Source organism: Gallaecimonas mangrovi, assembly GCF_003367375.1.
Taxonomy (GTDB): domain Bacteria; phylum Pseudomonadota; class Gammaproteobacteria; order Enterobacterales; family Gallaecimonadaceae; genus Gallaecimonas; species Gallaecimonas mangrovi.
In genome coordinates, this window is the sequence record NZ_CP031416.1 from 1,684,142 (window position 1) to 1,703,922 (window position 19,781).

The 19,781-nt window shown below is 51.9% G+C and carries 19 protein-coding genes; 6 read left to right on the forward strand and 13 right to left on the reverse strand.

Annotated elements, in window-relative coordinates:
• Positions 1-26: 26 nt before the first annotated feature.
• Positions 27-683: a Bax inhibitor-1 family protein gene (locus tag DW350_RS08025; protein ID WP_115718366.1), complete on the reverse strand. Its 657-nt coding sequence runs from the start codon at positions 681-683 to the stop codon at positions 27-29.
• Between the two features lie 159 nt (positions 684-842).
• Positions 843-1,088 carry a hypothetical protein gene (locus DW350_RS08030; RefSeq protein WP_115718367.1) on the reverse strand — a complete coding sequence of 82 codons (246 nt, stop codon included), beginning with the start codon at positions 1,086-1,088 and terminating at the stop codon, positions 843-845.
• A 170-nt stretch (positions 1,089-1,258) separates the two neighbouring features.
• Between DW350_RS08030 and DW350_RS08035 the strand changes: the two genes are divergently transcribed.
• Positions 1,259-2,362: an adenosylhomocysteinase gene (locus DW350_RS08035; protein WP_115718368.1), complete on the forward strand. Its 1,104-nt coding sequence runs from the start codon at positions 1,259-1,261 to the stop codon at positions 2,360-2,362.
• A gap of 142 nt (positions 2,363-2,504) precedes the next feature.
• The gene (locus tag DW350_RS08040; protein WP_115718369.1) at positions 2,505-4,058 is read left to right on the forward strand and encodes a methyl-accepting chemotaxis protein; all 1,554 of its coding nucleotides are present in this window, start codon (positions 2,505-2,507) and stop codon (positions 4,056-4,058) included.
• 26 nt (positions 4,059-4,084) lie between these two features.
• Here the strand turns inward: DW350_RS08040 and DW350_RS08045 are convergent, their stop codons facing one another.
• The 7 genes from DW350_RS08045 to DW350_RS08075 form a co-directional block, all read right to left on the reverse strand.
• The gene (locus DW350_RS08045; RefSeq protein WP_192954854.1) at positions 4,085-4,885 is read right to left on the reverse strand and encodes a siderophore-interacting protein; all 801 of its coding nucleotides are present in this window, start codon (positions 4,883-4,885) and stop codon (positions 4,085-4,087) included.
• 5 nt (positions 4,886-4,890) lie between these two features.
• Positions 4,891-5,142 carry a hypothetical protein gene (locus DW350_RS08050; protein ID WP_115718370.1) on the reverse strand — a complete coding sequence of 84 codons (252 nt, stop codon included), beginning with the start codon at positions 5,140-5,142 and terminating at the stop codon, positions 4,891-4,893.
• Between the two features lie 111 nt (positions 5,143-5,253).
• Positions 5,254-6,531, reverse strand: coding sequence for a sugar MFS transporter (locus tag DW350_RS08055; RefSeq protein WP_192954855.1), 1,278 nt, complete (start codon positions 6,529-6,531; stop codon positions 5,254-5,256).
• Between the two features lie 243 nt (positions 6,532-6,774).
• On the reverse strand, positions 6,775-8,022 hold the full coding sequence (locus DW350_RS08060) for a sugar MFS transporter (RefSeq protein WP_115718372.1): 1,248 nt from the start codon (positions 8,020-8,022) through the stop codon (positions 6,775-6,777).
• 154 nt (positions 8,023-8,176) lie between these two features.
• Positions 8,177-9,436, reverse strand: coding sequence for a sugar MFS transporter (locus DW350_RS08065; RefSeq protein ID WP_115718373.1), 1,260 nt, complete (start codon positions 9,434-9,436; stop codon positions 8,177-8,179).
• A gap of 204 nt (positions 9,437-9,640) precedes the next feature.
• Positions 9,641-10,108 (reverse strand): Cys-tRNA(Pro) deacylase, encoded by a 468-nt coding sequence (gene ybaK / locus DW350_RS08070; RefSeq protein ID WP_115718374.1) that lies wholly within the window; start codon positions 10,106-10,108, stop codon positions 9,641-9,643.
• A gap of 132 nt (positions 10,109-10,240) precedes the next feature.
• Positions 10,241-12,379, reverse strand: coding sequence for a M3 family metallopeptidase (locus DW350_RS08075; RefSeq protein WP_115718375.1), 2,139 nt, complete (start codon positions 12,377-12,379; stop codon positions 10,241-10,243).
• 259 nt (positions 12,380-12,638) lie between these two features.
• Here DW350_RS08075 and DW350_RS08080 point away from each other — a divergent pair, with 259 nt between their 5' ends.
• Entirely contained in the window at positions 12,639-13,637 is a 999-nt protein-coding gene (locus tag DW350_RS08080; RefSeq protein WP_226911414.1) for a D-cysteine desulfhydrase family protein, read from the forward strand.
• 39 nt (positions 13,638-13,676) lie between these two features.
• On the opposite strand, the gene DW350_RS08085 is transcribed toward DW350_RS08080, so the two are convergent.
• Positions 13,677-15,818, reverse strand: coding sequence for a M3 family metallopeptidase (locus DW350_RS08085; RefSeq protein WP_115718376.1), 2,142 nt, complete (start codon positions 15,816-15,818; stop codon positions 13,677-13,679).
• A gap of 544 nt (positions 15,819-16,362) precedes the next feature.
• On the opposite strand from DW350_RS08085, the gene DW350_RS19505 reads away from it, so the two are divergent.
• The 3 genes from DW350_RS19505 to DW350_RS19510 are packed head-to-tail and all read left to right on the forward strand — an operon-like array spanning position 16,363 to position 16,927.
• Positions 16,363-16,536 (forward strand): hypothetical protein, encoded by a 174-nt coding sequence (locus tag DW350_RS19505; protein WP_192954856.1) that lies wholly within the window; start codon positions 16,363-16,365, stop codon positions 16,534-16,536.
• A gap of 26 nt (positions 16,537-16,562) precedes the next feature.
• Positions 16,563-16,766: a hypothetical protein gene (locus tag DW350_RS08090; RefSeq protein ID WP_115718377.1), complete on the forward strand. Its 204-nt coding sequence runs from the start codon at positions 16,563-16,565 to the stop codon at positions 16,764-16,766.
• A gap of 14 nt (positions 16,767-16,780) precedes the next feature.
• Positions 16,781-16,927: a hypothetical protein gene (locus DW350_RS19510; RefSeq protein ID WP_192954857.1), complete on the forward strand. Its 147-nt coding sequence runs from the start codon at positions 16,781-16,783 to the stop codon at positions 16,925-16,927.
• 91 nt (positions 16,928-17,018) lie between these two features.
• On the opposite strand, the gene DW350_RS08095 is transcribed toward DW350_RS19510, so the two are convergent.
• The 3 genes from DW350_RS08095 to DW350_RS08105 form a co-directional block, all read right to left on the reverse strand.
• Positions 17,019-17,951, reverse strand: coding sequence for a chemotaxis protein (locus DW350_RS08095; protein WP_115718378.1), 933 nt, complete (start codon positions 17,949-17,951; stop codon positions 17,019-17,021).
• A gap of 166 nt (positions 17,952-18,117) precedes the next feature.
• Positions 18,118-18,996 (reverse strand): spermidine synthase, encoded by an 879-nt coding sequence (locus DW350_RS08100; protein WP_226911415.1) that lies wholly within the window; start codon positions 18,994-18,996, stop codon positions 18,118-18,120.
• Positions 18,993-19,643 (reverse strand): fused MFS/spermidine synthase, encoded by a 651-nt coding sequence (locus DW350_RS08105; RefSeq protein ID WP_336406985.1) that lies wholly within the window; start codon positions 19,641-19,643, stop codon positions 18,993-18,995. The genes DW350_RS08100 and DW350_RS08105 overlap by 4 nt, the downstream gene beginning before the upstream one ends.
• Positions 19,644-19,781 lie beyond the last annotated feature (138 nt).

The following is a 19,781-nucleotide window of genomic DNA, read 5'->3' on the forward strand; positions in this document are numbered from 1 at the left end:
TAGGCCGGGCTTTTTGCGGTGCTGACTTAGCGTCTACCGAGAATGCGCAGTACCCGCAGGAACAAGTTAATAATGTCGATATAAAGCGCGGCAGCGCTATCGATAGCATTATCAACCGTCTTGGGAATGCTGTTGGCGCGGCCCCAGTCGTAACCGATGTAGCCACAGAATATCAGGGCGACAATCCAGTCAAGAATGCCGTGGTGCATTTTAAAGACAAAGGCTTCAACCAGCTCCACCACGATCACCAGCAACAAAGCGATGGTTAAGGCGCCGCCAATGCGGGCAAAGAAGGCAGGAAACAAGGTGCCAAACGCCATCATGCCAATGGTCACCAAGCCGGTTACCCGTACTGCCTCGATAACCACTTGGGGGTCATACTGTGCAACCACCAGGTTAATCACAAACCCAAATGGCACCACCACCAAGTTATAACCGAGAAAGCTCACCCAAGGATTATCGGATTTATTACAAAGATAAATGCCGGCAAAGCAGCATACGAAGTAACCGATAAAGAGCAGCATCGGGTTAATGCTCAAGATCGCATAGGGATCAATATGGGTGACCATCCACCAGTTAGCCAAGAGGCCCCAGGCTAGGGTAAGGCCAATAACAAAGTTATACAGGGGGGCACTGATTAGCGCGTCGCTGGTTTCCCGGCGCTTAAATACACTCACTTCCATGGATACATTCCGTTGCGGGTAATAAATTCAAAGCGCAAGGATACTGCCCGGTAATATAGAGGTTGTCAATTTGTCGCTCTGGTTGCCGCCCAAGCGGCAACGCCTTGCCGCCGTTTCGAGGGCTGGGCAAAAGCCAGGCTAATGCCCAGAGGCCTCGAATTAACGCCCGGCACTAAATTGGCGATAGGCGCTTAATGCCTTAGACAAGTTGGCATTGGCATCTTGCTGCTGTGCTTTAGGGTCTTGCGACAAGGCAACACCGGCAGCAGACAGGCTAACAGTGTCGCCTTCCGCGCCAACACCGTTGTTCTGCGCGGCCAAGTCTTGGCTGGCAGGGGTTTTCTCAAGCTGCTGCAGCGGAGAATGGCTGGCGGAAGAATGCAGCGAGTTGTTGATGTTCATCATGTTTTGCTCCTTAAGGATGCATGAGTGGTGCATGTAAATGCGCTAACACTCCAGCAAAGGGCGGGCCAACATTACCCACTTGCTCATTACGTCCTTAATTTAGGCGTTGATATTAACAGCTGCCACCGAATGGGGGACAATAGTGCCTTTGCTGTTGCTGGACTGTTGATATGTACGAAAATTTTGATGCCGAGCTGGGGTGGGCCGCACTTCACATGCCCCGTACCCGTGCCGCTGTTGCGGCTTTGCCTGCCCTTAATGGCGTGCGCCTTGCCTGTAATATGCACCTGGATTTAAAAATGGCGCCGTTGGTGGCTGGGCTGATAGACCGCGGCGCAGAGGTGTTTCTTACTACCTGTAATCCCACTACGGTTCAAAATGATGTTGTTGATTTTCTAGTTAAAAAAGGCGCCAGTGCCCATGCATGGCGTGACATGAGTGACAGTGACTGGTCAGACTCTTTTGATAAAGCACTGGCCTGGGGCCCCACTCACTTGTGTGAAATGGGGGCCGATCTGACCAGCCGTTTGCACCAAAGCAGCAACGGTCCTGCCATTATCGCCGGCCTGGAAGCAACCGGCTCCGGCATTAGCCGCCTTGGCGGTGTCACACCGCGCTACCCGATTTTTAACTGGGACGATTTACCCGTTAAAGAGGGGCTGCATAATCGCCACATGGTAGGGTTAACGGCTTGGCACACCTTTTTTCAAACCACGCATCTCACATTGCATGAGAAAACCGTGGTGGTGATTGGCTATGGTCTGGTGGGGCAAGGGGTTGCCGCGGCGGCAAAGGCCTATGGTGGCCAGGTGCAAATTGCCGAGTTAGACCCGGCCCGGGCGCTGCAAGCAAAATACGACGGCTGGCCGGTGGTTGACCTGTTAGAGGCCATGCCTCAAGCCGATGTGATTGCAACGGCAACTGGCGCCAAGGGTGTGCTGGCCGCTAAGCATCTGCAAGCACTGAAAGACGGCGCTTTTATCCTTAACGTTGGCCATGTTGCCCAAGAGATTGATGTGCCGTTTCTTAAGCAGCACCCCCACAGCCAGCCCATGCCTTATGTGGATGCCTACCGCCTGCCTGATAAAACCCTGTATCTGCTGGCCGACGGCTCCATGTTTAATTTAACGGCGGGTTATGGCGACAGCCTAAATGCCTTTGATGTGACCTTGGCAGTGATGGCCGCCGGTATAGGACATATCGTTGATGCAGGTAAAGACTGGCAACCCGGATTGTATTTGCTTCCACAATCAGCCTGGAAAGCTGTGCTATAACTGATACTTGTCTTTATAAGAACCCGCTTAAGGCGGGTTTTTTTAGCGGCAAAATAATTTGTTTAAAAAGTGTTAAATGTGACTTCAGGATGCGCTTATTGGTGCCGATAAGCGAGACGTGGATGTAAAGGAATCTTGGACCATGCGAAAGAACCTGCCGGTAACCGACCGTGAACGTACCTTCGGTGAGAAAGTTAAACTTATATCCGCTACCGATCTGCGCGGTGTTATTACCCACTGCAATGACGCTTTTGTTGATATCAGCGGCTTCACTCGCGACGAGATAGTTGGTCAGCCACATAATCTGGTGCGTCATCCCGATATGCCACCCGCTGCCTTTAAAGTCATGTGGGAGCATCTTAAGGCCGGTAAGCCCTGGATGGGGATGGTAAAAAACCGCTGTAAAAATGGTGATTTTTATTGGGTTAATGCCTATGTCACACCGATAACTGAAAATGGCACTGTGATTGGCTACGAGTCGGTAAGAAGCTGCCCTAGCCGTGAAGATATCGCCCGTGCCGAAGCGCTTTATCAAAAGCTCAATAAAGGGCAGCGCACCGAGCCGGTAGTTCAAATTCAGCTGCAATACCTGCTGTTAGCCGTGGCGTTAGTGGCTGCCGGGGTTTTGTATTTCCTCAAATACGACGGCGCCTCTGAAATTATGCTGCTATTGACCCTACTTGCCTATGGCTCTTGGGTCAGCATGAGCCGTCAGAAAACCTTGAGTACCTTAAACCAGCTTCTTTCTGGCTATTTCAGCCATCCATTAGCCATTAAGAGTTACACCAGTAGCGTTTCCCGGTTAGGAGAGCTTCAGGTACGCATTTTAAGTGCTCAGGCGCATTTAGATACGGTATTAACCCGTATCGAAGATGCCTCTGCTGAAGTGGCACGCCAGTCGCGAAATGGCTTGAGCCAAGCCGAGGCGGCCAGTGGCCAGATGCAGCGCCAGCAAGGCGAAACCGAGCAAGTGGCGGCGGCCATGCACCAGATGACCACCACCATTGCTGAGGTGTCGCAGCACGTTCAGGAAACCGCCACCAAGGCAGAACAGTCCAGCGCCTTGGCCAAAGAAGGGCGTAGCACCGCCAATACCACCCGCCGCTCTATCGAGCAGCTCAAAGATACGGTTGATAGCATCAGTGAGTCGGTTGTTGCCTTGTCAGAGCAAAGCCATCGTATTGCCCAGGCCGCGCAAATTATTGAGCAAATTGCCGAACAAACTAACCTGCTGGCGCTAAACGCTGCCATTGAAGCGGCCAGGGCAGGGGATCAGGGCCGCGGCTTTGCCGTGGTGGCCGACGAAGTACGGCAACTGGCCAAGCGCACCCAAGACTCCACCCAGGAGATCCACCAAATTATTGATGAGCTAAGCCGCCGCGCTGATGCTGCGGTTAAGGTTGCAGAAGTTGGCCGGGATGGCGCTGAGTCGGGTTTAGAAAACGTACGCGAAGCCGAAGGGGTGTTAGAGAATATCGCTGATGTGGTGAGTTCCATTGCCTCAATGTCGATGCAAATGGCTACTGCCGTTGAAGAGCAATCCCATGTGGCCGAAGAGGTTAATCGCCAGGTAACAACCATTTCCACCTTGGCACAAGAAAGCCTGGGTAAATCGCAGGCCGCCTCCGGCAGCATCTTAAAATTGCAGCAAGTTTCAGACGGTATGCACGAATTAGTTACCCGCTTTAAAAAATAAAAAAACCGGCCTCTAGGCCGGTTTTTTTAATCCTTTTCGCTGCGTTTTTGCACCTGGTGCTGATCTTCTGTCAGGCCAATTTTCCAATAGGGACTGGCGTACATGGCTTTGCGTTCGATGTTATGTTCATCCAGAAAATAGCGGCGCAGGGCCCGTACAGTATTGCCTTCCCCAGCTGCAAAAATGGAAGGGCGCCCGCTTGGCCAGTCAATGGCTTTAATGGCATCTAACTGCTGGCTGCTGGGGTTTTGTGCATCTGGATTGATGAGCCAAGTGATGCTTAAACCTGCAGGTGCATCGATAGGCTGTTTGTCGTCAGCACTTGGGATCTCAAAAAAGGCATAGCCCTTGGCATCTTGAGGTAACTCTTCGATGACTGCCGCCGCCGCTGGAATGGCACTCATATCGGCGGCAAACAAGAACCAGTCGGCATCGAGAGTTGACAGCTTTTTGGGGCCTGGGCCGGCAATGCCCACTTGGTCGCCCGCTTTGGCATTAACTGCAAACTGGCTTGCCGGGCCCATGTGCTGGTCACCGTGCAAAGCAAAATCGACGGTTAACTGCTGAGTGGCTGCATCGTAACGGCGCACGGTATAGGTGCGTACTATGGGTTTTTTACCTTCACCGGCCGGAAAAGCGTTGAGATCAGGCAAGGCATCACCAGGCTGGGGCAGCAATAACTTAAAGTTGGCCCCTTCCTGGCCTTCGGGGAAATCGTTGAGATTGTCGCCGCTGAAGATCACGCGCTGCATATTTGGCGTCAGGCGAGTGCTGGAATGCACCGTTATCAGGCGGGGCGGTTTACGGTTTTTTATTACTGGATTCATTGCGTTTACTCCTTGGCATCCAAGCGCGCTTCAAGGGCGGCAACCCGTTCTTCTAGTTCAAAAAAGCGCCGGGCTCGGTCACCGCCACCTTTCTGATGTTTGTTGATGTAGCGGCTTAGGATGCGTCTAATAACGGTGGCCATGGATACGTCGGCTTCCAAGTCAGCTTCCATCTCTAACTTCATGGTGTTGAGAAAGTCCAGCTGCTCGGAGTTAAGGCGTACCGACACCACTTGGGAACGGTTGTCGTCTTTCATCGTCGGCTCTCTGTATACGTTGTATTTGAATGTATACATTGTTTTCAATGATGACAACCGGCAATAAAAAAAAACCGGCGCCTAGGCGCCGGTTTTTCATTTCTTGCACAATCAATGTTGCGGGACATGGCCCTTGCGGCCGTAAAAAGCGATGTAGAGGTAACAAATAATGGGCAGCGCAAAGGCCATGTGGATACCAAAGATATCCGCCGCCTTGCCCATGGCTACCGGCACCAATGCGCCGCCAACGATGGCCATACACAGAATGCCGGAGCCTTGAGCCGTGTGTTTGCCAAGGCCATGCACCGCCAAGCTGAAAATGGTGGGGAACATAATGGAATTGAACAGGCCCACTGCCAGCACCGCCCACATTGCCAGGTGGCCTTCACCCAGCAAGGTGACTATCAGCAGCACTATTGCCGCCAGGGCGTTAAAGGCCAGCACCTTTCCAGCGCTGATATAGCGCATCACCGCCGAGCCAATAAAGCGGCCAACCATGGCGCCACCCCAATAGTAGGAGACATAGTGCGCTGCTTGGGATTCAGGCAGGTTGGCAATGTGGCTGTCGCTGATAAAGTTCACCAAAAAGGAACCAATAGAGACCTCAGCACCCACATAAACAAAGATGCCCACAGCGCCCAGTACCAAGTGCCTAAACTGCCAGGCCGAACCGGTAACCGCGGCTTCTTCCAGGGCCTCTTCCTTTTGCTTTTCACGCAAATCAGGCAGCCGCAGCGCCGCCACAATGGCCGCTAACAGCGCAAAGGCAATAGCGAGCAGTAGGTAGGGGAATTTGACGGCATTGGCCTCTTGCAGGTGCACCTGCGCATCACTAAGCCCTTGGGTAGATGCGGTAGCGGCGCCCAAGATTAGTAGCGCGCCAAACCAAGGCGCAATGGTGGTGCCTAGGGAGTTGAAGGCTTGATTCAGTGTCAGCCGGACAGAAGCCGTATTGGGGTTCCCCAGCATAGTTACATAGGGGTTTACGGCAACTTGTAAGGTGGTTACGCCGCTCGCCAGAATAAACAGCGCCCCTAAGAACAGGCCATAAACCCGGTAGCTGGCCGCTGGAATAAACAGCAGGCAGCCAATGGCAGACACCACCAAGCTGGTTACCAGCGCCCATTTATATCCCACCTTTTTTACTAGCGCACCAGCGGGATAGGACACCACAAAATAAGCGCCGAAAAAGCAGAACTGGATCAGCATTGCCTGGGTGTAATTCAGTGAAAATACGTTCTTCAGATGTGGGATCAGAATGTCATTGAGACAGGTGATAAACCCCATAATGAAGAACAGGAAAGTCATTGAAGTCAGGGCAAAGGAGTAGCTCTGGTTACCCTGTTGTACCGTACTTTGCACGGTACTTTGTGAGAAGGAACCCGCCATGGCGTCCATACCTCGTATCGATGTTGTTGTTCAGGCCTACAGCTGGCCCTGTTGATGCCAAGGCATATCAATGCCAGCGCATTTATTGTTGAAGAGCACTGAAACAAGGTAAAGGTTACTTTTACGTAAACGTATAAAATGCTGCTTGAGCGGTTGTGCGGCGGCGCTGAGTGGCGCTGTGATTTTTGCTGAAGTCGCTATTGGCTAACGCAGGGCGGAAATGGCGAGCCGGCATGTACCGGCTCAGTGGCGAGGAATAGAGCCTTTGAGGCCGTAAAAGGCGATATAGAGATAGCAAAGTATGGGCAGTGAAAAGGCCATTTGTATACCTAAGGTATCGGCCATTGCGCCTACCAGCGGCGGCAAGATGGCCCCGCCGACAATCGCCAGGCATAAAATGCCGGAGCCTTGCGAGGTATATCTACCTAAGCCCTTGACCGCTAAGCTGAATATGGTGGGAAACATTACCGAGTTAAACAGCCCCACCGCCAACACCGCCCACATGGCAACGTGGCCTGAATAAATAATGGTCACCAGCAATAGTGCTACAGCAGTAATAGCATTAAAGGCCAATACCTTACCGGCACTGACGTAACGCATCACAAAAAAGCCGATAAAGCGGCCGACCGTAGCGCCGCCCCAGTAGATGGACACATAGTAAGCCGCTACCGCTTCAGGTAGCGCGGCAATGTGCTTTTCACCGAGAAAGTTAACCAATAAAGAACCGACGCTAACCTCGGCACCGACGTAGGTAAAAATGCCAATAGCGCCCAACACTAAATGCGGAAAATGCCAAGCCGAGCCCATGCTTTGGGTGTTGGCTATGGCGCGGCGCTCTTGCTGCTCGCGCATGTCCGGCAGTTTTAGCAAGGTAAACACCACCGCTAAAACCGCGAACAGTAATGCCAATAACAGGTAGGGAAACTTCAGGGTATCAGGGCCGCTTAGGCCGGTTTGTGGCAAGGTTGGGTCGGTGAGGGCACCGCCCAAAATAAAATAACCACCGAACCAGGGGGCCAGGGTGGTTCCTAAGGCATTAAAGGCTTGGGTAAGGGTTAACCGTGAAGAGGCGGTTTGCGGCCGGCCTAAAACGGTGACATAGGGGTTTGCTGCTACCTGCAATATCGCAACGCCGGCAGCCATAATAAAAAGCGCGCCAAGATACAGGGCATAAATCTGGTAACTGGCTGAAGGCACAAATAAAAATGAACCAATAGCTACCGTAACCAAGCCCACTACCATGCCCCACTTGTAGCCGATACGTTCAATCAAGGTGCCTGCGGGTATCGACACCACAAAGTAGGCGGCAAAAAAACAAAACTGGATCAGCATCGCCTGGGTGTAGTTCAAGGCAAACACATTCTTTAGGTGAGGAATAAGAATGTCATTTAGGCAGGTAATAAAGCCCCACATGAAAAACAGCGACGTCAACGCGCTGACGGCGAAGCCGTATCGCTGATGTTCCCCCGAACCGTGATGGGCGCCAGCCATGCTTGCGAACCTCTTATCGTTTTTTTGTTGGTACTGCCGATTAGGAGAGCATTCTTTACGGTATTAACGCTGGTGTCAAAAAAGCTTGCAACAGGAAGGGAGTAACGGGGTGTAAATAAAAAAGCCGGTGACAAGCACCGGCTTTTTCAAAGGCTTAGGCGTGACGGGGTTTGGAACCTTTAGCGCCGTAGAAGGCGATGTACAGGTAGCAAATAATGGTCACGGCCAATGACACTTGCAGGCCGAAGTGGTCAGCAAGCTGACCGGTCAGCGGTGGCACGATAGCGCCGCCAACGATAGCCTGGCAGAGAATGCCGGAGCCTTGGGAAGTGTGTTTACCCAAACCTTGCAGCGCCAAGCTGAAGATAGTGGGGAACATGACCGAGTTAAAGAGGCCCACTGCGACAATCGCATACATGGCAACATGGCCCGAGCTCAATACGGTAACGGCAACCAGCAGGGTGTTCACGATGGCGTTGAAGGTCAGTACCTTGCGCGCATCAACACGGAACATGATGGCAGAGCCGATAAAGCGGCCGATCAACGCACCCATCCAGTACAAGGTCACGTAATGGGCGGCGTCGGTTTCTTTCATCGAGGCAATGCTATCAAGGCCCAAGAAGTTGATCATGGTTGAACCGATGGTCACTTCCGCACCCACATAAGCAAAGATACCGATAGCACCTAATACTAGGTGTGGGTATTGCCAAGCCGAGCCACCAGTGGTGTGGTCGATAGCTTGCTGCTCTTCTTCCTGGCTCATGTCAGGCAGTTTGAGCACTGCAAAAATCAGCGCCAACAGACCAAGGGCAATGGCCAGCAGCAGGTAAGGGAATTTAACGGCATCGGCTTCGGCCAAGCGGTCAGTGGCACTGCTCGCCGCGCCAAGGATAAGCAAGCCACCAATCAACGGCGCTATGGTGCCGCCCAAGGAGTTCAGGGCCTGGGTCAGGGTTAAACGGAAAGACGCAGTTTCTGGCTTACCTAAAATGGTGACATAGGGGTTAGCCGCTACCTGCAAGGTAGTAATGCCGGAAGCCAGAATAAAGAGGGCGCCTAAAAATACCGGGTAAGCGCGTGAGCTGGCGGCTGGAATAAACAGCAAACAACCAATGGCGGCAGTAACTAGGCCTGCAACGAGGCCCCACTTGTAACCAATGCGCTTAACCAAGGCACCGGCGGGTAGTGAAACCACAAAGTAGGCACCAAAGAAGCAAAACTGGATCAGCATGGCTTCAAAGTAGTTCAGCTGAAATACGTTCTTAAGGTGCGGGATCAGGGTGTCATTGAGGTTGGTGATCAACCCCCACATAAAAAACAGTGAAGACAAAGACACCAACGCAAACAGGTAGTTCTTCGGTTGTCCTTGCTGCTGCATTGTTTGGGCAGTGCTCTGTGGCGTTGCTCCAGCCATAGCGTGCAAACCTCGTAGTGGATAGTTTTAAGTTTTATGCAGACCCAAAAAGGTCTGCCCTTGTGCTCAGGGCACAGATTTAATGGCGGCATTCTCTGTTGCTATTAAGAAACCGTCAAACTCGCTTTAACGTAAACGATTAAATGCGTTACTCAGTGGTTCATTCTGGCACTTGAGCGGCAACAGCAGGCACGCCTTGGCCAGCTATTTGGCCAGTGCGGCCAACTGGCCACCGGTCAGTTGTATTAAATCACTGGGATTAAGCGACACTTCAAGGCCACGTTTACCGGCACTGACATGAATCATGTCAAAGCCGCTGGCACTGTCGTCAAGAAACAGTGCTAAGCGCTTTTTTTGCCCAAGGGGGCTAATGCCGCCCACCACATAGCCGGTGGCTTTTTCGGCCTCTGCTGGCACCGCCATTTCGGCCTTTTTTCCCCCCGCGGCTTTGGCTAGCCGTTTTAAATCGAGGTGTTTATCAACAGGGACCAACGCCACCACCAATTTGCCGGTATCAAGCTTTGCCAGTAGCGTTTTAAATACTTGGGCGTAGGGGAGAGCCAGTGCGTCAGCGGCCTCCAAACCATAAGCGGGCGCTTTAGGGTCATGGTGGTAGCTTAAAATTTGATGGGGAACCTGCTGTTTTTCCAGCAGAACGATGGCCGGTGTCATGGTTCATCCTTTAACGGCGTTGCGCCTGATTAGGGTACCAGAATTGGGCTTTAAATGGGGCTGTGGCGGGATTTAATGGCGTTTATAAACCGGCTTTGGCAATAAAAAAAGGCGCCTTGCGGCGCCTTTTTGTTAGTTCACCAAACCGCGGCGCTTGAGTAGCGCATCGATGGTGGGCTTTTGGCCACGGAACTTGATGTAGTCTTCCATCAAGTCTTGGCTGTTGCCTTTAGACAATACGTCTTTACGGAACTTGTCGCCGTTTTCACGGGTCAGGCCGCCATTGTCTTTCATGTACTGGAAGGCGTCGGCTGCAAATACTTCGGTCCACAGGTAAGCGTAGTAACCGGCAGAATAGCCGCCAGAGAAGATGTGGCTGAAGTAACGAGACTTGTAGCGCGGTGGAACCGGCGCGTAATCGATGCCGTGTTTGGCCAGTGCTTTGTGCTCAAAGGCGTCGATGTCGTCAATTTTGGTGCCAGCCGGAATGCTGTGCCATTCCATATCCAAAAGGGCTGCGCCAAGGTATTCAGTGGTGTCAAAGCCCATGTTGAACTTGTGGGCAGCCAGCACTTTATCCAGCAGCTCTTTCGGAATTGGCGCGCCAGTTTTGTAGTTCTTGGCGTAGTGGGAAATCACTTCTGGGTTGATGTCCCAATCTTCGTTGAACTGTGATGGGAATTCGACGAAGTCGCGTGGGGTATTGGTACCGGCCAGTGACGGATATTTCACGTCAGAGAACATACCGTGCAGGGCGTGACCAAATTCGTGGAACATGGTGGTCACTTCGTCAAAGGTCAGCAGGGTGGGCTGGCCTGGCGCCGGTTTTGGAATGTTCAAGGCGTTGTAAATAACCGGGTGGTTACCCAACAGGCCTGACTGTGTTACCCACTCAGACATCCAGGCGCCACCGCTTTTACCGGTGCGGGCGTAGGGATCTTCGTAGAACAGGCCAATGGATTTACCGTCAGCGTCGAACACTTCAAACGGCATGACATCTTTGTTCCAAACCGGCAGGTCTTTACGCTCTTTAAAGGTAATGCCATACAGTTTGTGCATGGCATAGAACAGGCCGTCATGCAGTACGTTATTGAATTCGAAGTAAGGTTTAACTTGGCTTTCGTCCAGGTCATATTTGGCTTTACGCACTTTTTCGGCGTAATAGGCCCAGTCCCAAGGCTGCAGTTTGAAATCGCCGCCGTCTTTTTTGATTTCAGCTTGAATATCAGCCGCTTCAGATTTGGCTTTGGCTACGGCTTTGGGCGCCAGTTTATCAAGGATGTCAAAAACGGCGTCCGGGGTTTTGGCCATTTGGTCTTCCAGCACATAAGCCGCCCAAGTGGGGTAACCCAGCAACTTGGCTTTTTCGGCGCGCAGTTCAACCAGTTTCAGCAATACCGGGCCGTTATCCTGGGCGCGGTGAGCAGAGGTTTCCCAGATTTTTTTGCGAAGCTCGCGGTTATCCAGGTGCTGCAAGATGGGCTGGCGAGTGGTGTTAACCAGGGTGATCATGTAGCCATCTTTGCCGGCATCTTTGGCTGCAGCGGCCAGTGACGCGATTTCGTCATCGCTAAGGCCTGCCAGTTCGCTCTTGTCCTTCACCAAAATAGTTTCGTTTTTGAACGACTGTAAGATGTTGGTAGTAAATTGGCTGGTCAGTTTGGCCAGTTCACCGTTGATTTCACCGATCTTCGCTTTGTCTTGGGCTGACAGTTTGGCACCAGCGCGAACAAAGTTGTTGTAGTAGAAGTCCGTCAGGCGCTGGTCTTCTTTGCTCAGGCTCGCTTTGTTTTTGTAGATGGTTTCAATGCGGGCGAAAAGCGTTGGATTGAGGTAAATGCTGTCGCTGTGAGCGGCCAGCTTAGGCGCCATCTCCGCTTCGATGTCTTGGTATTGCTTGTTTGATACCAGGCCAGACAGGTTGCCAAACACGGTGGATACGCGGTTTAGCAAGGTGCCGGATTTTTCCATGGCAACAATGGTGTTTTCGAAGGTCGGGGCGGCACTGTTATCAGCAATCGCTTTAATTTCAGCACTGTGCTCTTGCATGCCTTTTTTAAAGGCAGGCAGGTAGTCGTCAACAGTGATCTTATCGAATTCTGGGGCCTGATATTGCAGCGTGCTTTTGTGCATCAGCACGTTTTCATGGTCGGCGGACATAGCTGACTGCTCTTTGGCCGGGGCTGCTTGATGTTCTGCTTTTGGGTCATCTGAGCAGGCGCTCAGGGCCAGTGCTGCGCCAATGGCGGTAGCAATAAGGGTCTTACGCATCGGGTTCTCCCAAGGATGTTTGCTTGCGCGGCCTTTCTTGTTATGTGAAGGCATAAACGCGCGGTGCTGTGGTTAACAGCGGAACCATAGCAAGTAGCAACGCCTTTTAACAATGGCTACCGGCCGGAACCACCGGCCGTTCACCGAGCATTTTCGGTAAGAGGATGTTGCAAAAGCGCCTTTTTAACGCTGCCATTGCATCTGTTACTTTTTATTATCTTTTTTTGCGTGCCGTTGCGGCGGGTAAGGATGAAAGGCCATGTATTTACAAATGCCCAAGCTAAACGATTTTGAACGGGTTTCTTTACTGGAAGGCCCCACACCTATTCAGCGGCTGACACGATTGGAGCAATGTGTTGATGGCCGCTGTGCCTTGTTTGTGAAAAGGGACGACTTAACCGGCCTTGGTGGCGGCGGCAACAAGCTGAGAAAGCTCGAGTTTTTGTTGGGGCAAGCCAGAGCTGAGGGTAAAGACACCTTAATTACGGTAGGGGCGCGGCAATCTAACCATGCCCGGTTAACGGCGGCCAGTGCTGCCGCGGTAGGCTTTCACGCAGAGCTGGTATTAACGCGTACTGTGGCTAAAAGTGATGACGATTATCTTTATAACGGCAACCCGCTGCTTGATAACCTGTTTGGCGCCACCATCCATGACCTGCCAGGCGACGCCGATGCCTTGGCCTTTGCCGAACAGCGGGCGCGGGAATTGGCTGGCCGCGCTTTGGTTATTCCGGCCGGTGGCTCTAGCGCCATCGGTATGTTGGGTTACGCCAGTTGCGCCGAAGAAATTGTGCACCAGGAAGTGGCCATGGGCCGTTATTTTGACAAAGTGGTGGTGGCCAATGGCAGTCATGGCACCCAAGCCGGTTTGGTCGCCGGTTTTAAGGCCTTAGGCCACAGTGGCAGCAAGGTGCAAGGCTACACGGTGCTTTCGCCATTGGCTGAGGCCTGTAGCAATACCTTGGCTAAGGCGCAGCAGGTAGCTGCCCTGTTAGGCAGCGACGTCACGGCGAGCGATATTCTCATTGACGATAGTGAATTAGGCCCAGGCTACGGTATCGAAACCGCGTCGATGAAAGCGGCGCTCAGCCTGATGGCAAGGCGCCAGGGGCTGCTGTTAGACCCTGTCTATAGTGGTAAGGCTTTTGCCGGTTTGCTAGCGGCAATTAATGCTGGGAAATACGACGGCCAAACGCTGCTGTTTGTGATGACTGGCGGCACACCGGGGCTTTTTGCTTACCGCCAGGCCCTGGCATAAAAAAGCCCCGCACCAGCGGGGCTTTTCACTCATAGCGACTTAGTCAACTAAGCCTCGGCGTTTTAGCAGCGCATCAACGGTGGGCTTGGCGCCCCTGAAGTTAATGTATTGCTGCATCGGGTCAATGCTGTTGCCTTTCGACAAAATGGCCTCGCGGAATTTGTCGCCGTTTTCACGGGTTAAACCGCCGTTTTCTTTCATATAAGCAAAGGCATCGGCCGCAAACACTTCGGTCCAAAGGTAAGCGTAGTAACCGGCAGAGTAACCACCGGCAAAGGTGTGGCTAAAGTAAGGGCTCTTGTAGCGCGGTGGGACTACGGCCATTTTTACACCATGTTTTTCAAGCGCTTTATCTTCAAACGCCATGACATCACCGGTATCGGTGCCGGCTTTAAAGCTGTGCCATTCCATATCCAGCAGCGCAGCTTCCACGTATTCGAGGCTGTCAAAACCCTGGTTAAATTTACGGGATGCCAAGAGCTTTTGCAGCAGTTCAGCCGGGATAGCTTCGCCGGTTTGATAATGCTTGGCGTAGTTGGCCAACACTTTCGGGTTGATGGCCCAGTCTTCTTCAAATTGCGAAGGAAACTCCACAAAATCGCGCGGCACACTGGTACCGGCAAGGCTTGGGTATTTCACCTTTGAAAACAGGCCGTGCAGGGCATGACCAAACTCGTGGAACATGGTACTGGTTTCATCAAAGGTCAGCAGCGCCGGTTGGCCCGCGGCAGGTTTGGGAATGTTCAGCACATTCACGATAACCGGCTTCTGGCCCAGCAGGGTGCTTTGGCTCACCATGGCGTTCATCCAGGCTCCGCCACGCTTACCGTCACGGGCAAAGTAATCGGCATAGAAAAAGCCAATGGAGCTGCCGTCGTGGTCGAACACTTCAAAAGTACGCACATCCGGGTGATAAACCGGTAAGTCGTGGCGCTCTTTGAGGGTTATACCAAACAGGTTTTGCATGGTAAAGAACAAGCCGTTTTGCATGACGTTGTTAAGCTCAAAGTAGGGCTTAACCTGGCTTTGGTCTAAATCGTACTTGCTGGTACGGACTTTTTCGGCGTAATAGGTCCAGTCCCAGGGTTGCAGTTCAAAGTCGCCACCCGCCGCTTTGATTTCAGCCTGAATTTGGCTGGCCTCTTGCTTGGTTTTGGCAACAATTTTGGGTGCCAGGTCGTCCAGCATCTTGAATGCTGCCGCTGGCGTTTTCGCCATTTGGTTATCCAGAACGTAATCAGCCCAGGTGTCAAAACCCATTAGCTTCGCTTTCTCGGCGCGCAACTCGGTAAGGAGTTTTACTACCGGGCCGTTTAAATCAAGGGCGCGGCCGGTTGAGGCTTTCCATATTTTTTCACGCAGCGCTCTGTTGTCCAGGCTGGTCATAATGGGCTGGCGGCTGGTGTTCACCAGGTTGATAAGGTATTTGCCGTCCATGCCCGCGTCTTTGGCCGCTGCGGCCAGGCCTGCAATGTCAGCGTCAGAAAGGCCGGCAAGCTCGGATTTGTCATCTACAACGATGGCTGCGTCTTTGGTGGCTTTGAGAACATTTTGCGCAAAGTCGTTGGTTAACTTCGCCATTTCACCGTTAAGTTCACGTACCTTGGCTTTTTGCGTGTCATCCAGTTTGGCGCCTGCGCGAACAAAACGCTTGTAGTAAACCTCTACTAGGCGTTTGTCTTCACCTTGCAGGCTGTCGCGGTTGTTGTACACGGTTTCAACCCGCGCAAACAGTTTGGGGTTTAGGTTGATGTTATCGCTGTGCGCCGACAGCTTAGGGGCCATTTGTGACTGAATAGCCCGAATTTTCTCATTAGAAATGGTGCCGGTGAGGTTAAAAAAGGTGCTGGCGGTGCGGCTCAGTATGGCGCCGCTTTTTTCCATGGCGACGATGGTGTTGTCGAAAGTGGCCGCTTCAGTGTTGTTGGCAATGGCGTTGATCTCGGCCAACTGCTCTTGCATGCCTTTTTCAAAGGCGGGCACGTAGTCATCTAGGCTTATCTTGTCGAATTCTGGTGCCTGATACTGCAGCGTTGAGGTCGTGAACAGCGGGTTGCTGCTTTGCGCGCTAGCGGTTTGCTCAGCTTTGGGCGCGGCGCCGTTTTTTTCGCTGTTTTGGTCAGAGCAGGCGCCGGTGGCGAGGGTGGCGGCAATGGTCAGTGCCAGTAGGGTCTTTTGCATAGTGTGTTTCCCGGTCAGTGGCATTACCCCGAAATATCCATGAGGCAATGTTAAATTAATGGTTATTTTTTGTTGTCGCTGACCATACCAGTGCAGTGGCGGCAAAACACGGCAGCTTGACCGCGTAAAGTCACCTTTCGGCTGCTTTTTAAAGGCCGGTTGTTTGTTGGTTCAGTAAAAGCGGGAGTAGGGCAAGGTTTGCCGAAATGTTATTAAGTCTATTTCTTAGTTTTTGTTTTTAACATTTGCGGGCGGTGCGGATTGTTGCTCAACCACTAAGTTAAGGTGATATGACCTGCATCAAAAAGCACGATCGAGCTATCACCTATCTTGAGTGCAAGATAAGTCGGCGCTGTTATCGGTTGCTTATTTATCTGTGCGGCCTTGGCCGTTCGACATGTTGAATCTCTGTTTATTTAGATGGACTCGTTCTTCTAGGCCCGGCATTAGCCGGGCTTTTTTTTGACCAATATGACCTGAGTCAAAGTGGGGCTTTATAGCCTCTACTACGCTGAACAGGAGAGCTGGAAACAAGGACACTGTTATGGCCCTGCATATGAAATCGGCAATTGATGTTCAGCGCTGGTCGCACCATGAACCTTTTTCGCTGTTGTTTTACGCCTATCACGACCGCCACCCAAACTACCTGCGATGTGCTGGTAAACATCACCGAACCATAAAGACAGCTCGGGTGGCTAAGGTGTTGCAGTCGGCTTAATAGCAAAAGGCGCAAGGAGGGTGGCAATGAAACTACAGGTGCAGTACCCAGAGTTCAGGGAGTCTATTTGTAACTTGCAACGAGATAATCCCCGCTTTGACTATTGGTTATCTGAACGCCAATGCCGCTTTCGTTGTTCTTCTGCCAGCCCTTCACTAAAACTATTAATGGAAAACACCTTAGGTTTTAAGCGCAGCAACGACTGCGCTTGGCTTAAAGATCATATTTGACGCTAGGAGGAGTTATGGACTTTCTGGCCTCACTGCAACACAGTCTGTTGTCCCTGTGGTGGCTTTGGCTAGTGATCGCTCTATTTGTGGTTGTTGCCATGTTTATCGACACCTTACCCCTAGAGAATGACAACGAAAATCACCATCATCACAGCGGATAAAGGCGGCGTGTTCTGGTAAAAGCAGGCTACATTCGCTGACTAAAAAGGGCGCCGCAGCGCCCTTTTTAATACCCATTGTGAGCTAAGCGGCTTATTGGGTGATTTTTCGGCTTTCTACGCCAGGGGTTACATCGCCTTTTTCGACGTGTTCGGCGCCCCTTAGCATGCCGTGGATCAGCTCGGCGGCGTCAAACTTGGTTAAGGCCTCATTGGCGCCGACTTGGTGCGCTCTATCAACGCTAATTTCGCTGGACAATGAGGTGTGCAAAATGATGTAACAGCCTTTGATTTTGCTGTTATCCCGCACCTCAAAGGTCAGCTCGTAACCGTCCAGGCCTGGCATTTCAATATCGCTGACCAGAATGTTGTAGGGCTGGCCTTCTTCGGCAGCCTTTTTCATCATCTCCAGAGCATCAGCGCCGTCGGTACAAAAATCGAACGGGATCTCGATAAAGTTGAGGGCGTCAGATAACTGCTTACGGGCCACATGGGAGTCGTCTACAAACAAAATGCGCTGTTGGCGCAGCTGGCGCTGATCACTGGCGCTGATTTGAGCAAACAGGTGTTCATCTACCGGCGGGAAAATGTGCGACAGCAACATCTCGATGTCCAGCAGCTGCACCATTTTGCCGTCAAAATGGGTTACCCCCGACACAAAAATATTGCGCCCGGCAGAGCGTGGGGCTGGGGATATATTGCGCCAGTCACTTTCCATGATCCGGTCAACTTTACGCACCATAAAACCGACGATTTGCCGCTGGCAATCGGTGATGATAATAAAGCAATGCTTCATCTCTTCCGGCTGGATGGGCCGATAACCAACGGCGGCGGCCATGTCGATAACCGGGATCGGGTTGCCACGAATAGGGGCTGAGCCCAGCACCGTATGGTGCGACTTTGGCAACATGGTCAGGGGCTGATAAGGCACAATTTCCCTGACTTTCAATGTACCCAGCGCAAAGGTTTGGCGCTCGGTCAGGTTGAAAAGCAGGAGGCCCTGAGATTTTTGACTGCTGTTTCTCATGGTTTTGCCTGTAGTCAATTAAAAGGCTATTGCCCGTATCAGAGCATTATACCTCGGGTTATTTCTCATTAAGACGACCAAATTGTTGTAAAAAAAAACTGGCCGCCTTTTTATTGGCTGCCAAGCCTTGTTGGGCTGTTTTTCCAACATACTCATTACGTTAGCTTTATTCTTTATTTAACAAGTTAACGGGTGCGTATTGGTCGGTTAGCACTCTGGCCGACGTGTCCCAGTCAATGGCGGTGGACAGTTTGTCCGGATACTGCGCTATGGGCACGGCGAAGGCTTTTAGCTCGGGCGTCAACGACGCGGCATTTTCGTTAAGGGTTTGCGCGCTCGGCAGCGGAGCTTTGGCCGCGATAATGACCCGGTTTAAGGTGCCTTTCATTTTAAAATTGAAAAAGGGCCCAAATACCTTGCGGTAGGTTGTGGACTCATGGTCGTACAACTTGCTGGTAGAGAAAGTGTTGGCCACCAACACGCCCTGGTCGCTTAATAAGCCTTTGCTTTCCTCTAAGAACTCTTCGGTCATGAGGTGCTCGGGGATGTAGTCGCCATTAAAGGCATCGAGGATCACCAAATCGTATTGCTGATGAGATAGTGCCGCTCTTTTAATAAAGACCCTGGCATCGCTGATGGTGACCTGCATCTTGGCCGACTCTTTAAAACCAAAATAGGCTTTAGCCACTTTTTCAACGGCCGGATCTATTTCTACCACGTCAATTTGTGAATCAGGGTAAAGTTCGTGCAGCACTGTTGGCACCGAACCGCCCCCCAGGCCGACCATTAAAATGCGTTGTGGTTTTGGGTTCACTAACAGGCCAGCAAGTACCATGCGCACATAAGGGAACACCAGCTTTTCGCTGCCATCAAGGTACTGGCAGGTTTGGTTTTGGTCGCCCCTTATGGCGGCAAAAACCAGGCAGCGACGGCCGTCTTTTTCAACCACCGACAAGTTTTGGTACAAGGACCTTTCCTGATGCACCGTTTTTGCTGTGCTGTTGGCGGCAAATACCGACAGTAGCAGCCCCATCAATCGCATCATAGACACCGTTCTTTCATCCCGTAATGACCTAAAAAAGCGACCAAGGCGCCGGTAAACATCAGTGCTATCAGCGCCAACATAATGGTATTTACCTCGAGCCACAGCACCAGATAAAAGGATGTGGCAAGGGTGCCAAGGGCACTTCCCAAGGTAGAGATAAAATATAAAAAACCTGCCACTTGGCCACTGTGCTGCTGGTGTTTGACCAACAGCCGTACCGAGTAGGGCGCTATCATGCCCATCACCAAGGTGGGGAGAAAAAACAGCACTGATGCGGCCAGTAAAGAACCATAGCGGGGGTCGGTGACATGTTTAAACACCATCGCCATGGCATTTTCCCCGAGTAACACAATCGGCATCAGCGCCACGGCGGCAAGTGCATAAAAAAGCCCATAGCGAGCCAGGTTCGGGGTGCGTAGTGACAACCGGCCACCAATCAAATAACCCAACGACAGTGCCACCATGAAAATGGTGATGACCGAGCCCCACACATAAATGCTTGAGCCAAAGTAAGGGGCCAGTATCCGTCCGCCCAGTAATTCCACCGACATAATGGCAAAGCCGCTGGTAAAGGCGAGGGCAAAGACCAAGTAGGTTAGGCTGTTTTGATGTTGCATTGCCGAAGCTGGCTGCCTTGCCATATCCATAAACTCCCCCTCCTTAAGGCATAACGCCATCTTGAGATAATGGCACCAAAGCCGCAATAGCTTAAAAAGCCGTCGCTTTTCTATTCATCCTGGCTAAACCACGTACTGTCGTGTCGCGCAAACCATGAAGGTGCTGAG